The sequence below is a fragment of the Burkholderia sp. FERM BP-3421 genome, from assembly GCF_028657905.1.
GTDB lineage: Bacteria > Pseudomonadota > Gammaproteobacteria > Burkholderiales > Burkholderiaceae > Burkholderia.
In genome coordinates this window covers 2,234,447-2,250,340 of sequence record NZ_CP117782.1, presented here as the reverse complement: position 1 = coordinate 2,250,340, position 15,894 = coordinate 2,234,447, and the positions used below count along the sequence as shown (strand labels likewise).

Here is a 15,894-nt window from a genome sequence, read left to right as displayed (position 1 = left end):
AAGCGCCATGCGCAAAACGCTCCGCGCAGCCGCCTCGCCGAGGTTAGAGGGATTTGAGTCGCGTGACCTTGGTTCCCTGCAGCGATACGCCGGCCATCAGCCCGCTGTTGGTCAATACGAACGCATCGACCTGGTTGCTTGCGCTGCTCGTATCGATATCGCCGTTCGCGCCGACCTTCAGCACCGCCACCGACGCATCTCCGCCTGCCGACCAGCCGTCTACGCTGCGAAAGCGCGCGAGCGATTCCTCCGTCATGAACAGGAACACGATGGCCCGCGATTGCATGCCGGCCTGGAAGCCGATGGAGCCGGTGACCGTGCTGTAGTAACCGGTGGTCCTCCCGTCGACGCGCAGCGATCCCTCGCCATATTGACCGCCGACGATGAATCCGGCGTCGACGACGGACGGGAACGTCAGCACGCCGCGCGCCCGGTGAACGAGTTCGCGCGAGCCGTTGGCCGTGCCATACAGGCGTGTCAAGGTCGAATCGACGCCGGCGTCGATCGAGTGACGCTTGCCGGCCTGGCCGTTCTGGCTGTCGGACGTCGTCGTGGTCGTGCATCCGGCTGTTCCGAGACCGAGGGCGAGCACGGCCCCGGACGTGCTCCATAGGAATGTCCGTCTCTGCATGACGCCCTCCTGGGGCTTCGATGGAGTTCCAACGCTACGCCCATGCGATGCGCTAGGCGGTACGAAACCGTACAGATCGCGTGGCGGCGTCGATACGTCGCGTGCGTGTCACCCGCCGGCTCATCGAAGGCCACTCGCGGGCGGGCGGATGGGCGTGCTAATAGCGGCCGCGATCGTCGTGATACCCGTTGTCGTGGTGATGGTCGTCTCCACCGACGGGGACGAGCAAGCATGCGCCCAAGCTGGCGATCAGCGACAACGCGACCAGCAGTCGCAACAGCATTCGGTGTTTCATCTCTGTTCCTTTCGCGCGCGGACCGCGCAGGTCATGATTTCGGCGCGGAAGGCGAGATCGCGCGCCCGATTGCAGTCGTCGGTCAGGTGCCGGTCAACCTCAGGTCGGGCTCGACCAGGAATTGGGATTTCACCTGGTCGACGATGTAGACGACCACGCCGCTCGCGCGACGCGTTCTCGGCAAAAAATCGAACTCGGTCACATCGTCGTTCGTAGACGCAGGCCTCACGAGAAACACACGCATGCCGGATTTGAATACGTGATGCGAGGACAGGCGTTGATTGACCAGCTCGATGAACTGCCTGGCCGAGATGACGGGCATGAACGTGGACATGGAATTTCTCCTCCAAGGGCCGGCTGAACGTGTCGGGCGGCTGGGCCGCGTGACGATCGCATGGGACCGGGCAGTGCGACACACGGGCGTCAGAGGGTGTCGTGGGCTCTGGACGGTTCGCCGTTCGACCAATAGCCTTGCTTGCCGTAGAAAAGATGCAGCGCGATTTCATCGCTTCGATAGACGGTTTGCGAGTCATCGTATTTCGGGCTCCGCCGGATCGTGTCGCGGGTCAGCGCGGTCGACACCGTCTCCGTGCTTCCGTCCACCTCGTCGAGCCAGTCAGTGGCGATCAGCACCGTCTTGCTCGACAGCCACCGGTTGCCCGTGTCGATCGCCAGATAGCGGATCACCCATGTTTCATTGTCGTAGATGAAATCGGATACGCGGCCGACGCGCCCGGCGGGGGCCTCGAGCCGATAGCCCCGGATCTCGTCGGTGCTGCGCAGGCGCGTATCCGTCAGCGCGTCGGCCCGTGTCGTGCGGGTGGGGCGCGAGTGGCCGGTTTCGGGATCCTGCGACGGTCCGGCCGGATCGAAATCCGGGTAGGCGCCCGCTCCCCACAGATTGGGCCCATCCCAGTAAGCCGGGTGGCCGTAGTAATGCCGGGATTCGATCTCGTGAAGACGGGATACCGGCTGGCGCGTGTCTGTACCGGGGCTGTCTTTCACCTGCTGCCGCGTCAGGTCGATATGCAGCGTGCTGGATCCAGCGCCGTTGCGCTTGATGGAATAGGGAGAAATCAGGACCTGCCTGTCGTGCGACCGGTCGCCCGTTTTGACGACGAGGTAGCGGATGCACCAATCGTCGACGTCGAAGTAGGCCTGGTTGAGGTGTCCGAGATCGCCGTCTTTCGTGCGAACCGCGCCGCCTTGCAATTCCTTGAAACTTCGTAGCATGACGTTCTCTTCTGATCGATGCGCGGCATATCGCTGATTCAGCTGAACCACGTACCGTGCGGCGGCGTCCAGTCGTGTGTCCGCCGATGCGGAGCGGGCCGTACCGGTCTCGTTCAGGCAAACGGCGTGCAGTCTGGCGTCGTGTCGTCACGGATGTCCGGCATGCTTGATACGGTACAGGCGACGGACCGTCGATGCGGTACGAAACCGTACAGAGTGCGCGCCGGATCGGCGGGATCCGGCGACCGCGGCGCAGTCCGACGATCTGCACTGACATGGCTCCACGCAAGCAACGCGCGTCCCGGCAGCATGCCGGCGGGTCGCCTACATGCCCCATGTCGCGATCATGACGACGACGGCGATCAACATTATCGCGGTGGCGAGCCAGCCGACGGCGCTTAGCCAGCGCGCGATCACGAACTCGCCCATGACGTCGCGTCTGGAGGCCATCAGCAGGATCACCACCATCACCGGACCGGCGATGACCCCGTTGATGACCGCGCTCCAGAAAAGTGCGCGAATCGGATCGATCGAGGTGAAATTGAGCGCGACGCCCAACACGATCGCGATCGCGAGGATCATGTAGAAGCCGCGCGCCTTCAGCAGCGTACGGCCGAGTCCGATGCGCCAGTGCAGCGCCTCGGCGACGGCATAGGCGGCCGATCCCGCGAGAACCGGAACGGCGAGCAACCCGCACCCGACGATGCCCGCGGAAAACAGCAGGAACGCGAACTCTCCGGCCAGGGGGCGAAGCGCCTGCGCTGCGTCGGATGAGGTCTGGATTTGCGTCATCCCGTGGATGTGCAGGGTCGTAGCCGCAGTCAGGATGATGAAGAAGGCGATCAGATTGGAGAACGCCATCCCGACGTACGTATCGATCCTGATGCGCCGCAAGCTGCGACGCGCCTGTTCCGGCGCGCGCCGAAGCGGCTCTTCCCCGGGCGTCGCGCGCTGCTCTTCGACTTCCTGCGAGGCTTGCCAGAAGAACAGGTAGGGGCTGATGGTGGTGCCGAATACGGCGACGACGCCGATCGCGTAATGAACGTCGAGCGTGACGGACGGAACGAGCGTCTCATACAGAACGTGTTCCCAGGGGATCTTGACGATGAACGCCGTTGCGACATAGGCAAAGAGCGCGAGCGTCAGCGCTTTCAGAATCGGGGCGTAGCGGGGAAACGGCACGAATACCTGCAGTATCAGCGAGGTCGACCCGAAGGCGATCGCATACCAGTGCGCGGGACCGCCGATCAGCAGCTTCAACGCCGCGCCCATCGCGCCGATGTCGGCGGCGATGTTGATCGTGTTCGCGACCAGCAGCAATGCGACGAGCCCATACAGCAGCCAGGGCGGATAGTGTTTCCGGATGTTGGCCGCTATCCCGTCGCCGGTGACGCGACCGATGTGCGCGCTGACCATCTGGATGCCGATCATCAGCGGGAATGTGACGATGGACGTCCACAGCATTCCGTATCCGAACGCCGCGCCGACCTGGGAATAGGTTGCGATGCCGCTCGGATCATCGTCGGCTGCGCCGGTAATCAGGCCCGGCCCGAGACTCTCCCACAGAGACTGGTTTTTCGACAGTGCAATAGGGTGCTTTTTCATGGCGGTTCCCCGGGAAGAAGGATCGGCTCACGGGCACGCGCCCGTCCTTCGAAGCACGATAGCGACGCGATGATTGCAAGTCGATCCTCTGGTGAACAGTGCGGCGCGGGACGGCTTGCCGGTCATGAAAGAGACATCCGCCGCGTCGCTCACGCGTAGCGCCGCATCAGCGGCGTGGCCGAGATGCCGTGCAGCACGATCGACAGCGCGATGATCGCCAGCACCCAGGGAACCAGCGGCAGCAGCTCCGCGTGCGGCCCTTGTTCGAGGGCCAGCATCAGGTAATACAGGGATCCCACGCCCCGAATGCCGAACCAACCGATCAAGCGGCGCTGGCGGTGCGATGCGCGCGAGCCGATCAACGCTACTCGGCTGGCGGCCGGCCGGATGACGAACAGCAGCGTGGCGACAACGGCTGTACAGATCCACGTCAGCATGTCGGCCCAATACCGCGAGACGAGGGCGCCGATCAGAAGGATCAGCACGGCCTCTGCAATGTGCTCCAGTTCGATCGTGAATCCCATCACTGATTCCGCGACGAACGCGTGGGCTTTGTCGGGATCGGTGGAAGTGGCTTCGACATCCTCGCTGTCCACGATGCCGAGCGTCGCCTTCGACGTCTTCTGGCCGCTCGATCGATGCTCGACGCGTCGCATCGCGACGCCCGCGGCGAACACGGCCAGAAACCCGTAGCCTTGAATGGCGAGCGCCGCGCCGTATGACAGCGCGATCACGCCGAGCGCGAAGAAGCCTTCGAGGCCGAGCGCCTGCCCGTGACGGCTGCGCAGGAACGCGACGAGCCGGGCAGTCGCGGAGCCGATCAGTCCGCCGGTCGTCACGCCCGCGACAATGCTCCACGCGATGCCGACGACGATGCTCCAGTGCAGGTTCGATGTCGCGCCGATTTGGCACAGGAGCAGGCCGAGCGCCGCGCATGGATAAGCGGTGCCGTCGTTGATTCCGCCTTCGGCGGAGAGCGAAAAACGCACGACCTCGACGTCGCCGGCATCGCGCACGCCGACATCGTGAGCCAGCACGGGATCTGTCGGCGCGATTATCGCGCCCAGCAGCAACGCGACGCCGGGACTCAGATGGAGCGCGACCACGCCAAGAACGGCGATCGACGCGACGGTGAGGATCATCGCGACAAAGCCCAACCGAATCGGCACCATCCAGCGCCGATCGACGAGCGGGACGCGTAGTCTCAGGCCAATGGCGAACAGCGAGATCAGCAGGCCGATTTCGGCGGCGATGCGCAAATGCGTGACGTCGTCCGGTAGTGTCATCGACAGGAAGCCGATACCGGACGGCCCGATCAGAAAGCCGATCCCAAGATAAACCATGGCCGCGCTCAACGGCAGACGCTTGAGCGACGAGCCGATGAGCCCCATGAAAATGAGCAAAGCGCCAAAGATGAGGCATCCGATCGTTTCGGCCACGTTGAGTACCCTGCTGGATGACTGCGGACTCGCCGTGCTTCGCGTGCTTTCTTTGCGAAATGCAACACGCGGCAGTGGTCCGCGCGCGTGCGTGGCCGGATGGTGATGTGCCCGCAGGATCACGTTTGCAGAGAGCCGGCCCGATGTCTGTCCGATGGCGGACAAAGGCGGATCAAGGGCCGCGCCCGGTCGATGCATCGCGGCTACGCGCGCATGCGACCGAGGCGGATGGGGAGATGCGGCTCAATGTACGGTACTGGGCAGAGCGGTGCGGCGCTTCGTCATAAGCTGCCTAGCGACTCTCGTGACATACGGAGTGCTTCCAGGACCCATTCGGACATCGAGCGAGAACGATGCTCTCGAGCGGCTCATTACCCGTATCACGCCATATGCCGCGCTCTGGCGAATTCGACTGGAATGGATTCTGGAATGTGACGGCCTGATTTCCTCGGCGCGTGCGCATCTCGTCCGCATCATCGCCATCATCCTCAACCCCGAGTGTCGAATGAGCAAGCGGGCCGCACATTGAGCGGGCCCGGCGTGCCGAACGATGCCGGAACGCGTTTCGCCCGGACGCGCGGCGGGCTCGGGAGTAGAGAATGTCGATATTCGCAATCCGTCGAGCAGACGCGGGCAGTCATCGGCTGTGCCGCGCGATCGGGAACCCGGCAGTGATCCACACGGGAGGCATGATGAAGCACACGCCGCCCGCCCCCCGCAGGATGCCTGTCAGTCCACTGGCGGGCCGTCCCGCGCCCTATGCGTTGTGTCGACGCCCCCCGGCTCGTGACCGCGTACTACACCGATATGCCGGATCCGGCCGTCCCGGCGCAGCGTGTGACGTTCGGCACGTCGGGCCACCGGGGCTCTGCGTGACCCGCAGCTTCAACGAGTGACATGTCTTCGCGATCACGCAGGCGATCTGCCGGTATCGATGTTTGCGCGGCATCGACGGTCCGTTGTTTCTCGGCATCGACACGCATGCACTTGCCGAACCGGCGCAGGCAAGCGTACTTGAAGTGCGGGCTGCCAATGGTGTCGTGGTCATGCTGGCGCCGCCGGGCGAATACACGCCGGCGCCGGCCGTTTCGCGCGCGATCCTGAAGTACAACCGCGGACGCAGTGCCGGATTCGCCAATGGAATTGTGGTGATGCCGTCGCGCAATCCACCGGACAGCGGCGGTATCAAATACAACCCGCCTACCGGCGGCCCGGCCGGAGAGGACATCACACGGTGGATCGACGCAGCGGCGAACGGCATGCTCGAAGCGGGACTCGCGGGGGTAAGCCGCGTCTCGTTATCGAAGGCACTGAATGCTGCAACGACACACTGGTGCAACTTCCTCGCCATGTATATCGATGACCTGACCGACGTCATGGGCTTTTTTTCGTCCGGACCGCGGCTTCGGCGCGCCGCGATCAACCGGCGACCGGGGCGACAGGCTGTCGCGGCAGCGCGTCGGCGAAGCGAGGCGCGGACGCTGCCGATGCCTGTCGGCGGCGGCGCTGTCGATTCGGCGCTCCGCATGTCGACCGGGCGCCTACCGGTGCGATCGTGTCCCGATCCCGGTGCGATCGCGCGGCATTCGGCAAACACCGGGCAGCAGATTATCGAGGCGCATCGATCGCCCGATTCCGGCCAGCGGGGCATGAATGAGGCGCATCCCCATGGCTGCCGTCTCGCTCGCAACGGCTTGCGTCATGCATGCCAATGCATTTGTCGAGGAGGGCTGTACGCCGAATCCCGGGCAGCATGTCTTCGAGACAAAGTGCGCTTTGTGCCACGCGATCGATAAGACGAAGGGGACGATCGTCGGTCCGAATCTCTTCGGCGTGTTCGGGTGGCCGATCGGCAAGCTTCCCGCCTTTTCGTCCAGCAAGGCGCTCGCGGAATCCCCGGGAAAATGGGGTGAAAAAGAAAGGGATCTCTTTCTCAAGGCGCCGTCGGCCCACAAGCCAGGAACGACGATGCCATTTACCCGAATCAAGAACGACGCGGAACGTGCGTCCACGATCTGCTACTTGAAGCAGCCGCGTTGATGCCGGGCGTTCCATGGGCGCGCCGGTTGCCGGCGCGGTCGCCTTGGTCGAATCGACGGCATCGACCGAGACGCATCGCACGATGTGCATCATGCGGGAGATGGCCGGATCGGTGCGCGTCGCGAGGCCGTGCGGCGGTGCGAAACCGTCCGGCCGCGGTCGCGGAACGGGCGGAACCGCGTTCGATCCGCAGCGGGAAAACCGATTCGGCGTGGTGGATGACACATGCAATCCGCTGGTATCCCGGCGGCATCACGACTTGTTTGTCTCGAAGCAGAAAATGAAGAACGCGATCTCGCGCAACACTTTGCGCTTCACGGCCTGGAGCGCCATCGGCGGCGGCCTCTTGGCTTACGTCACGCTCGGGCTGTTGTGGATCGTGACGGGATGGGATACCGGCATGGTATTCCGCGGCGGCGCCGTGCTGGCCTTGTCGAACGAGACGCGCAGTGTGTTTCGCTGGGCCATGCTCACGGATGTGTTCGGGTTCTATCTGCCGTTCCTTGTGATTGGCGGCTATCTCTGGCGCGCCTTCCAGGAGGAGGCAGGGGCTTTGGGCAATATGGCGGCAATGGCCGTGGCGCTTTTCGTGACCGCCGGAATGTGCGGCGCGGCGATCCCGCTCGCCGCTATTCAACCTCTCTCGCTGGCGTACATACAGGGCGACGCGGCGGAAAAAGCCGCCGCCACAGCGTGGGAAACCCCGTTGCGAACGAGGCGCAACGAGAACTGTGGTGGACGGTTTTCGTTTTTTGGGCCGTGACTGTCGGAAACCTGTTGAAGCGGGCGGAGTGGGGCGCGGCAATCCTGCTGCAGGCCATCGGCTTGTTTGTCGGCTGGTTCTTTCTGTCTGGATTTTTCCCGGAATTCACCCTGTTCGCAGACGGTATCGAGATGCTGGTCGTGGCCCTGCCGTCGTTGTGGATGATTCTGTTTGGCCGGCAATTGTTGCGCCAACCGCAAGCGCTTGCGCAGCCGGCGCTGTAATCACGGAGCCCGGTCCGGACCCGCGTGGATCTTGCTGAACGCGGTTGTGCCCGGGATGGATCGACAGCCTATTCTGTTTTCACGGGAGGGTGGCTTGCGCCGTCAAGCGGGACATGATCGCGGTCCGGTGCCGGTGGCCGAAGGCGTCGCCGTCGCAATGACGAACGAGTGACCTGATGGAAGTTCATTCGCGATCAATCCGTGTGCCGGGATGATCTGGCTGGCTCGATTATATCGAGGTCTATTTCAAGATTAATTGAGGGGTATATTTTTTCATGATTCGATCGTATCAATAAGAAATGGCGAGGGCTAACTTAATTCAAATCAAGGTTTCCCAATATGAATCGATAGAACGGAAGACATGGAGATGAAATTGCCGGCAGCCCAGGGTGGGCCTTTGCCGCCGGGGTTGAGCGGCGTCCGGGGCGATCCGGTGTGAACGAATGAGTGTGTAATTTTTTAGTTTTTGTTCCAGAAATTAATTATTTAATTTGAGGTTTGTACTATCAACGCCTGGTTGGATTTTTAATTTATGTTTGGCATGATGGTGCCGATAACGGATGGGTCGGCCGAGCCGCGTGACCGACCCGATGCAAGACCGTTTCATTGGCGATGCCGGGCGCGCGACCGGTTCGAGACGCCAGATCGTGTGCGCGCAAACGTTGTATCGGCCGTGGGCCGACGTCGCGGTCTGGATGCGGGTCCGGAGCGTTTGCGTTCGTCCCACGTGAAAATCAACCCAGAGCAGGAGAATGCATGCGCTATACGAAGAGGATCCTGGCACTGCTGCTGTGCTTCGCCGTGCTCCCGGAAAAATCCAAGCGCGAGTTTTTGTTGAAGATGAACGAATTCATGGTGATGTCGCCGCTGCAGCGGCGACGCGCGATGCAGGAGTGGCAGCAGACCACCGACACGCAGTCGCTCGACCGAAGCGTCGGCGCGCTGAAGTCGCATTGATCGCATTGATTCGCGCGCCGGCGCATCGAAGTCCCGCGCGTGTTCAGCCGGCTCGTTGCGGGCCGGTCACCACGACCGTCATCGGCCGGTCGAGATGCGTGAAATGCCCGACCGCCCGAAATCCTGCCCGCAGGCTGGCCCGCATCGAGGCCTGATTGTCATCACGGATGAACGACACGCCTTCCCGGTCCGGAAGGCGTTGTTGCACTTCGTCCAGCAACAGCCGCGCGAGGCCGCTGCCGCGTTCGTCGGCGGCAACGCAGATCGGGCCGCACACATAGGCGTCGTCCGCGCCCGGATAGGCGCCGAACATCGCGCGGATCACCGGCACGTCCGCGTACGTCCGGCGCGAAGCCGTCACCAGGAAACCCGTCACGTCGCCGCCTCGGCGCGCGACGATGAACGGCATGTCGGCGATCAACTGCACGAGCTTGTCGCGCGCGAAATTGACCGACAGCATGCCGCCCTGTTCGGGTTGGTTGGCGGCCTGCAGCGCGAGAATGCCGTCGAGGTCGTCGGGCGTGGCGATGCCGATCGAAACGGGAAGGGGTTCGGTCATGGTGGGAGCGTCCTGTCTGTCGATGAAGGAAAGCGGGCGGCGGGCGGGCGACGCGTCGAGCGGCGCGGGGCGGCCAAAGCGCGGCATCTTAGTCGGTTCGGCGCGGGCCGGCTTTGCAGACGGACGTGGGTCGATGAACAGTGAAAATGATTGTTTCGGGCGCTCTGGGGGGCGTATCGATTGACGGGTGTTTGAAAGATTTTCTCGCCACCGCGACAGGGTGGTTTAGAAGGTTTTCTCCAGCGCGGACGGCGTAGCGGGCCCACGCTGCGCGCCGGCCGCGCACCCGTCAACGCGCGCCGTCGTCGCGGCTCGCGCGGCGCAGCGCGTCGAGATCGAGGATCTCGACGGCGCCGACCTGGAGCCGCACGATGCCGCGCGCCGCGAGGTCCTTCAGCAACTGGTTGGTGGTCTGCCGGGTCAGCGACAGCAGCGACGCGAGCCGTTCCTGCGACAGCGCGATGCGCGTATGGCCGACGCTGATCCCGCCGTAGCCCTCCGCGATCAGCAGCAACCGGGTCGCCAGCCGGCGCGCGGCCGGCATCAGGCTCATCGCCTCCACCGTGATGAACGACAGGCGCAGCTTTTGCGCCATCAAGAGCGCAAAATGGCGCCAGTAATGCGGCTCCCGTTCCAGCAGCGCCCGCAGCTCGGCTTGCGGCAAGTGCATCAGCAGGGTGCGTTCGGTCGCGATCGCATCGTGGGTGCGCGGCAGCCCGTCGAACAGCGAGATCTCGCCGAGCCAGGTGATCGGCTCGGCAATCGTCAGCAGCGCTTCCTTGCCGCTCGCGTCGACCGCGCCGATCGTCAGGCCGCCCGCCAGCACCGCGTACAAGCCGCAGGGCGGATCGCCGCGGCGGAACAGCGCCTGCCCCGCTTCGAGCGCGCGCGGCGCGGCCAGCGCGAGCAGCTGTTCGCGCAGTGCGACGGGCAGCTCGACGAACCAGGGGCTGGCGTCGAGCTGCGGCCGGTGGGAGGCGAACGGCGACGTCATGGCGGGTGTCGGGTAGTTGACAGAGGGCGGGCGCCGGGACAGGCATGATAGCGCTCAACAACGGACGCAACCACGGAGAGAGACGCCATGAAAACCCTGGTCGATCATCTGGCCCAGTACGCGGCCTATCATCGCGACGCGCGCAACATCGTCACCCACCTGGCCGGCATTCCGATGATCGTGGTCGCGGTCAGCGTGCTGTTGTCGCGCCCGCTGTTCGGCTTCGCGGGCCCGCTCGCGCTCACGCCCGCCTTGCTGCTGATGGCGGCGTTCGCGTGCTTCTACCTGCGGCTCGACCTGCGCTTCGGCCTGGCGATGAGCGTGCTGCTCGCGCTCGCGCTGTGGGCCGGCCAGGCGCTCGCCGCGCAGCCGACCGGCGTATGGCTCGGCGCGGGCGCGGGCCTGTTCGTCGTCGGCTGGATCATCCAGTTCGTCGGGCATTACTACGAGGGGCGCAAGCCGGCCTTCGTCGACGATCTCGTCGGCCTGATGGTCGGTCCGCTGTTCGTCGTGGCGGAAGTGGTGTTCTTCATCGGCTGGCGGCCCGAGGTGCGGACGGAAGTCGAACGGCGCGCAGGGCCGGTGCACGGCGGCGCGCACGACGCGCGCGCCTGACGCGTGGCGACGGAGGCGCCCATCGGCGTCTACGGCGCCGGCGCGATCGGCTGCTATCTCGGCGGCCGGCTGCTCGCGGGCGGGGCCGACGTGACGCTGGTCGGCCGTGCGCGGATCGGCGCCGCGCTGGGTGAGCAGGGGCTCGCGCTGTCCGATCATCGCGGCCGCTCGGCGCGCGTGCCGCCCGAGCGGATCCGGTTCGCGACCGAGGCGGCCGCGCTCGCGGACGCCGCGCTCGTGCTCGTGACGGTCAAGTCGGCGGCCACGCCCGAGGCGGCCGCCGCGCTCGCGCCGGTGCTGCAGCGCGACGCCGTCGTGATCAGCTTCCAGAACGGGCTCGGCAACGCCGACCGGCTCGCGGCGGCGATGTCCGGCCGCACGGTGCTGGCGGGCATGGTGCAGTTCAATGTCGTCGCGCGCGGGCCGGGCGCATTTCACCAGGGATCGGCGGGCGCGCTCGAAGTGGCCGCCGCGCCCGCGCTGCGGCGCTTCATGCCGGCCTTCGCGCGCGCCGGCCTGCCGCTTCGCACGCGGGCGGACCTGCGCCCGGTGCAGTGGGCGAAGCTGCTGTTCAATCTCAACAACGCGATCAATGCGCTCGCCGATTTGCCGCTGCGGGACGAGCTTGCGCAGCGCAGCTACCGGCGCTGTCTCGCGCTCGCGCAGCGCGAGGCGCTCGACGTGTTCGCGCGGCTGCGCATGCGCCCCGCGCGTCTCACGCCGCTGCCGGCCGCCTGGCTGCCGGCGCTGCTGGCGTCGCCCGATGCGCTGTTTACGCGGCTTGCCGGCCGGATGCTCGCGATCGATCCACTGGCCCGTTCGTCGATGGCCGACGATCTGGCCGCCGGCCGGCCGACCGAGGTCGAATGGATCAATGGAGAAATCGTGCGGCTCGCGCGCGAGGCCGGCTGCGCGGCCCCGGTCAATCAGCGCCTGTGCGCGCTCGTGCACGCGGCGGAGGCCGCCCGGACGCGGCCCGCCTGGCGCGGCGCCGAGCTGCTCGACGCGCTGCGCGCGGCCGGCGAGGCGCGGCGGCCCGCCTGAACCGCGGCGACGGGATACGATGTCGGGGTGCCTATTCCGATCACCACGCCGACCAGGGGCCCGGATGGATTCCACCACGCTGCACGCATACGATCAGTTCGCCGACGACTACGCGCGCGAATGGGCCGACCAGCCGCCGCCCGACGACATGTACAGGCTGCTCGAGCGCTATTTCACGCCCGGCCCGACGGCGGACGTCGGTTGCGGCGCGGGGCGCGACACGGGCTGGCTCGCCGCGCGCGGCTTCGAGGCGATCGGCTACGACGGCAGCGCGGCGCTCGTGGCGGCCGCGCGTCGCGCGCATCCGCGCCTGCGTTTCGAGCAGGCCTTGCTGCCGGCCTTGTCCGGGGTGCCGTCGCGCGCGTTTCGCAACGTTTTGTGCGAGACCGTGATCATGCATCTCGCGGCGGAGGAGATCGACGCGGCGGTGGCGCGGCTCGTCGAGCTGCTGCTGCCGGGCGGCGTGCTGTACCTGAGCTGGCGCGTGACCGAGGGCGAATCGCTGCGCGATGCGCGCGGCCGGCTGTACGCGGCGTTCGACGCGCAGCAGGTGCGCGCCGCGCTCGGCGACGGGATGACGGTGCTGTTCGACGCGGCGGCGCAAAGCGCGTCGTCGGGTCGGCGCGTGCACCGGCTGATCGCGCGCCGCGCGGCCTGACGCGCGTCAGACGCGATCCGCGGTGGCTTCCCAGTTGATGTCGACGCACATCACGAGCATGCCCTGGGCGGTGGCCGTCGCGATCGAGGCGGTCACGCACAGGTGGGCTTCGTTGATCGACAGGTAGGGCGGCGTCAGGTGTACGCGGCCGGGCACCCGCATGGCCTGGATGAAGTACGGGCGCCGCTCCCAGCTCGCGCCCTCGGAATGCAGCAACGGCCGGAAGCGCTTCGCGCGCTGCGAGACATGGCCGCGCGGCAGCACGTTGTCGCCGATCTGGCGGCCCGACGAGTCGAGCAGGAAGCAGCGCGCCGTTTCGGGCAGCGCGAGCAGCGCAGCGGCCGCGTGCGCGACGTCCTGGCCCTCGCGCAGCAGCGCGCTCGCCTGAGCGAGCGCCGTGACGTAGGGCGCGAGCCGGGCCGCCTGGGTGCGCTCGCGCTCGGCGACGCGCAGCCGCAGCGCGGCCGACAGCGTATCCATCGAGCCGGCCGCGGCCTGCGGTTGGACCGGATCGACGCTCGGCCCGGCGAAATACGTGCCCTGCACGAAATCGACGTCGCATTCGAGCGCGATCAGCGCCTCGCGCTCGGTGCTCAGACCCCCCATCAGCACCAGCTGGCCGGATTCGTGCAGCAGCGACACGAGCCCGGGCAGCACGCGTTCGAGGTGGGAGTGTTCGCTTGCCTGCGCGAGGATGCCGCGGTCGAGCGTGACGATGTCGGGATGCAGGTGCCACACGCGGTCGATGTTCGAATGCTTCGCGCCGAAGCCGCCGAGCGCGATCAGGAAGCCGGCCTTGCGCAGGCCGTCGACGATCGCCGCGAAGCGCGGCGTCTCGCCGCCCGCCTGTTCGGGCACTTCCAGCACGACGCGCTGCGGCGGCAGGCCGAGCGCCTTGAGGTTCGCCAGCACGGCGTCGCCGTACACGGTGTCCATCAACGCGGCCGGATGCAGGCTCAGGAAGAGCCATTCGTCGTGGCTGTCGAACGCGTGGAAGTTGCCGAGATGCAGCGATTCGGCGAGCCTGCCGAGTTCGAGCAGGTCGCCGCGCCGCGCGGCCTGCGTGAATACCTCGTGAGACGGCACCTGGCGTTCGTCGGCGTCCTGCGCGCGCAGCGACGCGTGATAGCCGATCGCACGGCGGTGCGACACCGAGAAGACCGGCTGGAACACGCTGAACACGGTGTAGTCGCCGTACAGCACGGTGCGCCGGTTGCCGTCGTCGCCCGCGACCGGGCGCGGGGGCTGAAAGCCAGGGGGATCGATGTCGATCATGCTCATGATGTCGGCCGGTGAGAGGCTGTCAGTTTACCCACAGAATATAGACCAGCAAGATTCATGCGCAAAAAAGCCGGGGGCGGCGGGAACCCGCCGCCCCGCCTGCATGCGTGGCCTGCACCGTGCCGGTGCGCGGCGCGCCACGGCGGCGCGCGATTCCGCTAGGTGCGCTCGGACGGGTCGGTCTTGCGCGCCGCGCCGCGGATATCGGGCGCGAGCTGGGCGAAGATCCACGCCGAGGCGGCCGTGATCAGGCCGACGCACAGGAAGGTCGCGTGGAACGCGGGCAGCGCGTGGTTCGGCGCGGCCGGCCGGATCATCCCGGTGAAGGTCGCGAGCAGCGCGCCCGCGACCGTCACACCGAGGCTCATCGACAGCATCTGCACGAGCGAGAACAGGCTGTTGCCGCTGCTCGCGCCGCCCGTGCCGAGGTCCTTCAGCGTCAGCGTGTTCATCGCCGTGAACTGCATCGAGTTGAAGCCGCCGAACAGCGCGAGCTGCGCGACCTTGAGCCACAGCGGCGTCGTGTCGCCGATCAGCGCGAAGCTCGCCATCATCAGGCCGACCATCACGGTGTTCGCGAGCAGCACCTTGCGGTAGCCGTGGCGGGTGATGAGCCGCGTGATGATGCGCTTCGAGAACATCCCGGCCGCGGCGACGGGCAGCATCATCAGCCCCGCGTCGAACGCGCTGTAGCCGAGGCTCACCTGCAGCAGCAGCGGGATCAGGTAGGGCATCGCGCCGCTGCCGATCCGCGCGAACAGGTTGCCGAGCAGGCCGACGCTGAAGGTGTGGATGCGGAACAGGTCGAGCGAGAAGATCGGCTGCGGCGCGCGCACCGCGTAGAGGCCGTATGCGACGAAGCAGGCGAGGCTCAGGATCAGCAGCACGAGCACGGCCGCGTGCTGCATGCCGAGATCGGCGAGGCCGTCGAGCGACAGCGAGAGCGCGACCATGCCGATCGTGAGCAGCAGGTAGCCCTTGAGATCGAAGCGGCCGGCGGCCGGATTGCGCGAGTCGGTCATCGAATAGTAGGTGGCGATGCAGCCGGCCACGCCGACCGGCACGTTGATCAGGAAGATCCAGTGCCACGACGCGACCTTGACGAGCCAGCCGCCGAGCGTCGGCCCGATCAGCGGGCCGATCATGCCGGGAATCGCGACGAACGACAGCGCGGGCAGGTAGCGCTCGGCCGGGAACGTGCGCAGCACCGCGAGCCGGCCGACGGGCAGCAGCATCGCGCCGCCGATGCCCTGGATCACGCGGAACGCGACCAGTTGCGGCAGCGTGTGGGCGTTCGCGCACAGCAGCGAGCCGAGCGCGAAAACCAGGATCGCGCTGAAAAACACCCGGCGGGTGCCGAGCCGGTCTGCGAGCCAGCCCGACACCGGGATCATCACCGCCATCGTCAGCGAGTACGCGACCACCACCGACTGCATGCGCAGCGGCGATTCCCCGAGGCTGGCCGCCATCGACGGCAACGCGGTGTTGACGATCGTCGCGTCGAGGGTCTGCATGAAGAAGCCGGTGGCGACGAGCCACAGCATCACGGTGAGCGA

Annotated in this window: 18 protein-coding genes; 8 read left to right on the top strand and 10 right to left on the bottom strand. The window is 66.3% G+C overall.

From position 1 onward, the window contains the following. Positions 1-43: 43 nt before the first annotated feature. The 6 genes from Bsp3421_RS26145 to Bsp3421_RS26120 all read right to left on the bottom strand — a co-directional run bounded on the left by Bsp3421_RS26145 (position 44) and on the right by Bsp3421_RS26120 (position 5,203). Positions 44-631, bottom strand: coding sequence for a BPSL1445 family SYLF domain-containing lipoprotein (locus Bsp3421_RS26145; protein ID WP_273998828.1), 588 nt, complete (start codon positions 629-631; stop codon positions 44-46). 157 nt (positions 632-788) lie between these two features. After that, positions 789-926 (bottom strand): hypothetical protein, encoded by a 138-nt coding sequence (locus tag Bsp3421_RS26140; RefSeq protein ID WP_273995017.1) that lies wholly within the window; start codon positions 924-926, stop codon positions 789-791. A gap of 82 nt (positions 927-1,008) precedes the next feature. Beyond that, a complete protein-coding gene (locus tag Bsp3421_RS26135; protein WP_273995019.1) occupies positions 1,009-1,260 on the bottom strand; it encodes a hypothetical protein in 252 nt (83 codons plus the stop codon). Positions 1,261-1,349: 89 nt separating this feature from the next. Further along, the gene (locus Bsp3421_RS26130; RefSeq protein ID WP_274004361.1) at positions 1,350-2,159 is read right to left on the bottom strand and encodes a PRC-barrel domain-containing protein; all 810 of its coding nucleotides are present in this window, start codon (positions 2,157-2,159) and stop codon (positions 1,350-1,352) included. Between the two features lie 324 nt (positions 2,160-2,483). After that, the gene (locus Bsp3421_RS26125) at positions 2,484-3,764 is read right to left on the bottom strand and encodes an Nramp family divalent metal transporter (RefSeq protein WP_273998827.1); all 1,281 of its coding nucleotides are present in this window, start codon (positions 3,762-3,764) and stop codon (positions 2,484-2,486) included. Positions 3,765-3,913: 149 nt separating this feature from the next. Then, on the bottom strand, positions 3,914-5,203 hold the full coding sequence (locus Bsp3421_RS26120; protein ID WP_273998826.1) for a cation:proton antiporter: 1,290 nt from the start codon (positions 5,201-5,203) through the stop codon (positions 3,914-3,916). A 938-nt stretch (positions 5,204-6,141) separates the two neighbouring features. Here Bsp3421_RS26120 and Bsp3421_RS34110 point away from each other — a divergent pair. From Bsp3421_RS34110 to Bsp3421_RS26095, 5 genes are all read left to right on the top strand, one after another. Continuing rightward, on the top strand, positions 6,142-6,999 hold the full coding sequence (locus Bsp3421_RS34110) for a hypothetical protein (protein WP_337995291.1): 858 nt from the start codon (positions 6,142-6,144) through the stop codon (positions 6,997-6,999). Next, a complete protein-coding gene (locus tag Bsp3421_RS34510; protein WP_443111529.1) occupies positions 6,905-7,243 on the top strand; it encodes a c-type cytochrome in 339 nt (112 codons plus the stop codon). Before Bsp3421_RS34110 ends, Bsp3421_RS34510 begins: the two co-directional genes overlap by 95 nt. A gap of 13 nt (positions 7,244-7,256) precedes the next feature. Further along, positions 7,257-8,006: a hypothetical protein gene (locus Bsp3421_RS26105; protein WP_273998821.1), complete on the top strand. Its 750-nt coding sequence runs from the start codon at positions 7,257-7,259 to the stop codon at positions 8,004-8,006. A 14-nt stretch (positions 8,007-8,020) separates the two neighbouring features. Then, a complete protein-coding gene (locus Bsp3421_RS26100; protein ID WP_273998819.1) occupies positions 8,021-8,230 on the top strand; it encodes a hypothetical protein in 210 nt (69 codons plus the stop codon). Positions 8,231-8,986: 756 nt separating this feature from the next. Continuing rightward, positions 8,987-9,187 carry a hypothetical protein gene (locus Bsp3421_RS26095; protein ID WP_273998818.1) on the top strand — a complete coding sequence of 67 codons (201 nt, stop codon included), beginning with the start codon at positions 8,987-8,989 and terminating at the stop codon, positions 9,185-9,187. Positions 9,188-9,230: 43 nt separating this feature from the next. Here Bsp3421_RS26095 and Bsp3421_RS26090 read toward each other — a convergent pair whose 3' ends face one another. Together Bsp3421_RS26090 and Bsp3421_RS26085 are read right to left on the bottom strand one after the other, a co-directional pair. Continuing rightward, complete coding sequence (locus tag Bsp3421_RS26090) at positions 9,231-9,746, bottom strand: GNAT family N-acetyltransferase (RefSeq protein WP_273998817.1); 516 nt, start codon at positions 9,744-9,746, stop codon at positions 9,231-9,233. Between the two features lie 289 nt (positions 9,747-10,035). Beyond that, positions 10,036-10,740 (bottom strand): Crp/Fnr family transcriptional regulator, encoded by a 705-nt coding sequence (locus Bsp3421_RS26085; protein ID WP_273998815.1) that lies wholly within the window; start codon positions 10,738-10,740, stop codon positions 10,036-10,038. Positions 10,741-10,827: 87 nt separating this feature from the next. Between Bsp3421_RS26085 and Bsp3421_RS26080 the strand changes: the two genes are divergently transcribed. The 3 genes from Bsp3421_RS26080 to Bsp3421_RS26070 all read left to right on the top strand — a co-directional run bounded on the left by Bsp3421_RS26080 (position 10,828) and on the right by Bsp3421_RS26070 (position 13,057). Further along, complete coding sequence (locus tag Bsp3421_RS26080) at positions 10,828-11,355, top strand: Mpo1 family 2-hydroxy fatty acid dioxygenase (RefSeq protein ID WP_273998814.1); 528 nt, start codon at positions 10,828-10,830, stop codon at positions 11,353-11,355. Positions 11,356-11,358: 3 nt separating this feature from the next. Next, entirely contained in the window at positions 11,359-12,399 is a 1,041-nt protein-coding gene (locus Bsp3421_RS26075; protein WP_273998813.1) for a 2-dehydropantoate 2-reductase, read from the top strand. 64 nt (positions 12,400-12,463) lie between these two features. Next, positions 12,464-13,057: a class I SAM-dependent methyltransferase gene (locus tag Bsp3421_RS26070; protein ID WP_273998812.1), complete on the top strand. Its 594-nt coding sequence runs from the start codon at positions 12,464-12,466 to the stop codon at positions 13,055-13,057. Between the two features lie 6 nt (positions 13,058-13,063). On the opposite strand, the gene Bsp3421_RS26065 is transcribed toward Bsp3421_RS26070, so the two are convergent. Together Bsp3421_RS26065 and mdtD are read right to left on the bottom strand one after the other, a co-directional pair. Next, positions 13,064-14,338, bottom strand: a complete 1,275-nt coding sequence (locus tag Bsp3421_RS26065; protein WP_273998811.1) for an EAL domain-containing protein — start codon at positions 14,336-14,338, stop codon at positions 13,064-13,066. A 158-nt stretch (positions 14,339-14,496) separates the two neighbouring features. After that, a complete protein-coding gene (gene mdtD, locus Bsp3421_RS26060; protein WP_273998809.1) occupies positions 14,497-15,882 on the bottom strand; it encodes a multidrug transporter subunit MdtD in 1,386 nt (461 codons plus the stop codon). Positions 15,883-15,894: the final 12 nt, after the last annotated feature.

Bases quoted from the DNA above. Each gene is read 5' to 3' on its own strand.
- Bsp3421_RS26140 (WP_273995017.1), bottom strand. From the start codon at position 926: ATGAAACACCGAATGCTGTTGCGACTGCTGGTCGCGTTGTCGCTGATC.
- Bsp3421_RS26085 (WP_273998815.1), bottom strand. From the start codon at position 10,740: ATGACGTCGCCGTTCGCCTCCCACCGGCCGCAGCTCGACGCCAGCCCC.
- Bsp3421_RS26070 (WP_273998812.1), top strand. From the start codon at position 12,464: ATGGATTCCACCACGCTGCACGCATACGATCAGTTCGCCGACGACTAC.
- Bsp3421_RS34510 (WP_443111529.1), top strand. From the start codon at position 6,905: ATGCATGCCAATGCATTTGTCGAGGAGGGCTGTACGCCGAATCCCGGG.
- Bsp3421_RS26105 (WP_273998821.1), top strand. From the start codon at position 7,257: ATGGGCGCGCCGGTTGCCGGCGCGGTCGCCTTGGTCGAATCGACGGCA.
- Bsp3421_RS26065 (WP_273998811.1), bottom strand. From the start codon at position 14,338: ATGAGCATGATCGACATCGATCCCCCTGGCTTTCAGCCCCCGCGCCCG.
- Bsp3421_RS26090 (WP_273998817.1), bottom strand. From the start codon at position 9,746: ATGACCGAACCCCTTCCCGTTTCGATCGGCATCGCCACGCCCGACGAC.
- Bsp3421_RS26125 (WP_273998827.1), bottom strand. From the start codon at position 3,764: ATGAAAAAGCACCCTATTGCACTGTCGAAAAACCAGTCTCTGTGGGAG.
- Bsp3421_RS26095 (WP_273998818.1), top strand. From the start codon at position 8,987: ATGCGCTATACGAAGAGGATCCTGGCACTGCTGCTGTGCTTCGCCGTG.
- mdtD (WP_273998809.1), bottom strand. From the start codon at position 15,882: ATGCTGTGGCTCGTCGCCACCGGCTTCTTCATGCAGACCCTCGACGCG.
- Bsp3421_RS26130 (WP_274004361.1), bottom strand. From the start codon at position 2,159: ATGCTACGAAGTTTCAAGGAATTGCAAGGCGGCGCGGTTCGCACGAAA.
- Bsp3421_RS26135 (WP_273995019.1), bottom strand. From the start codon at position 1,260: ATGTCCACGTTCATGCCCGTCATCTCGGCCAGGCAGTTCATCGAGCTG.
- Bsp3421_RS26145 (WP_273998828.1), bottom strand. From the start codon at position 631: ATGCAGAGACGGACATTCCTATGGAGCACGTCCGGGGCCGTGCTCGCC.
- Bsp3421_RS26080 (WP_273998814.1), top strand. From the start codon at position 10,828: ATGAAAACCCTGGTCGATCATCTGGCCCAGTACGCGGCCTATCATCGC.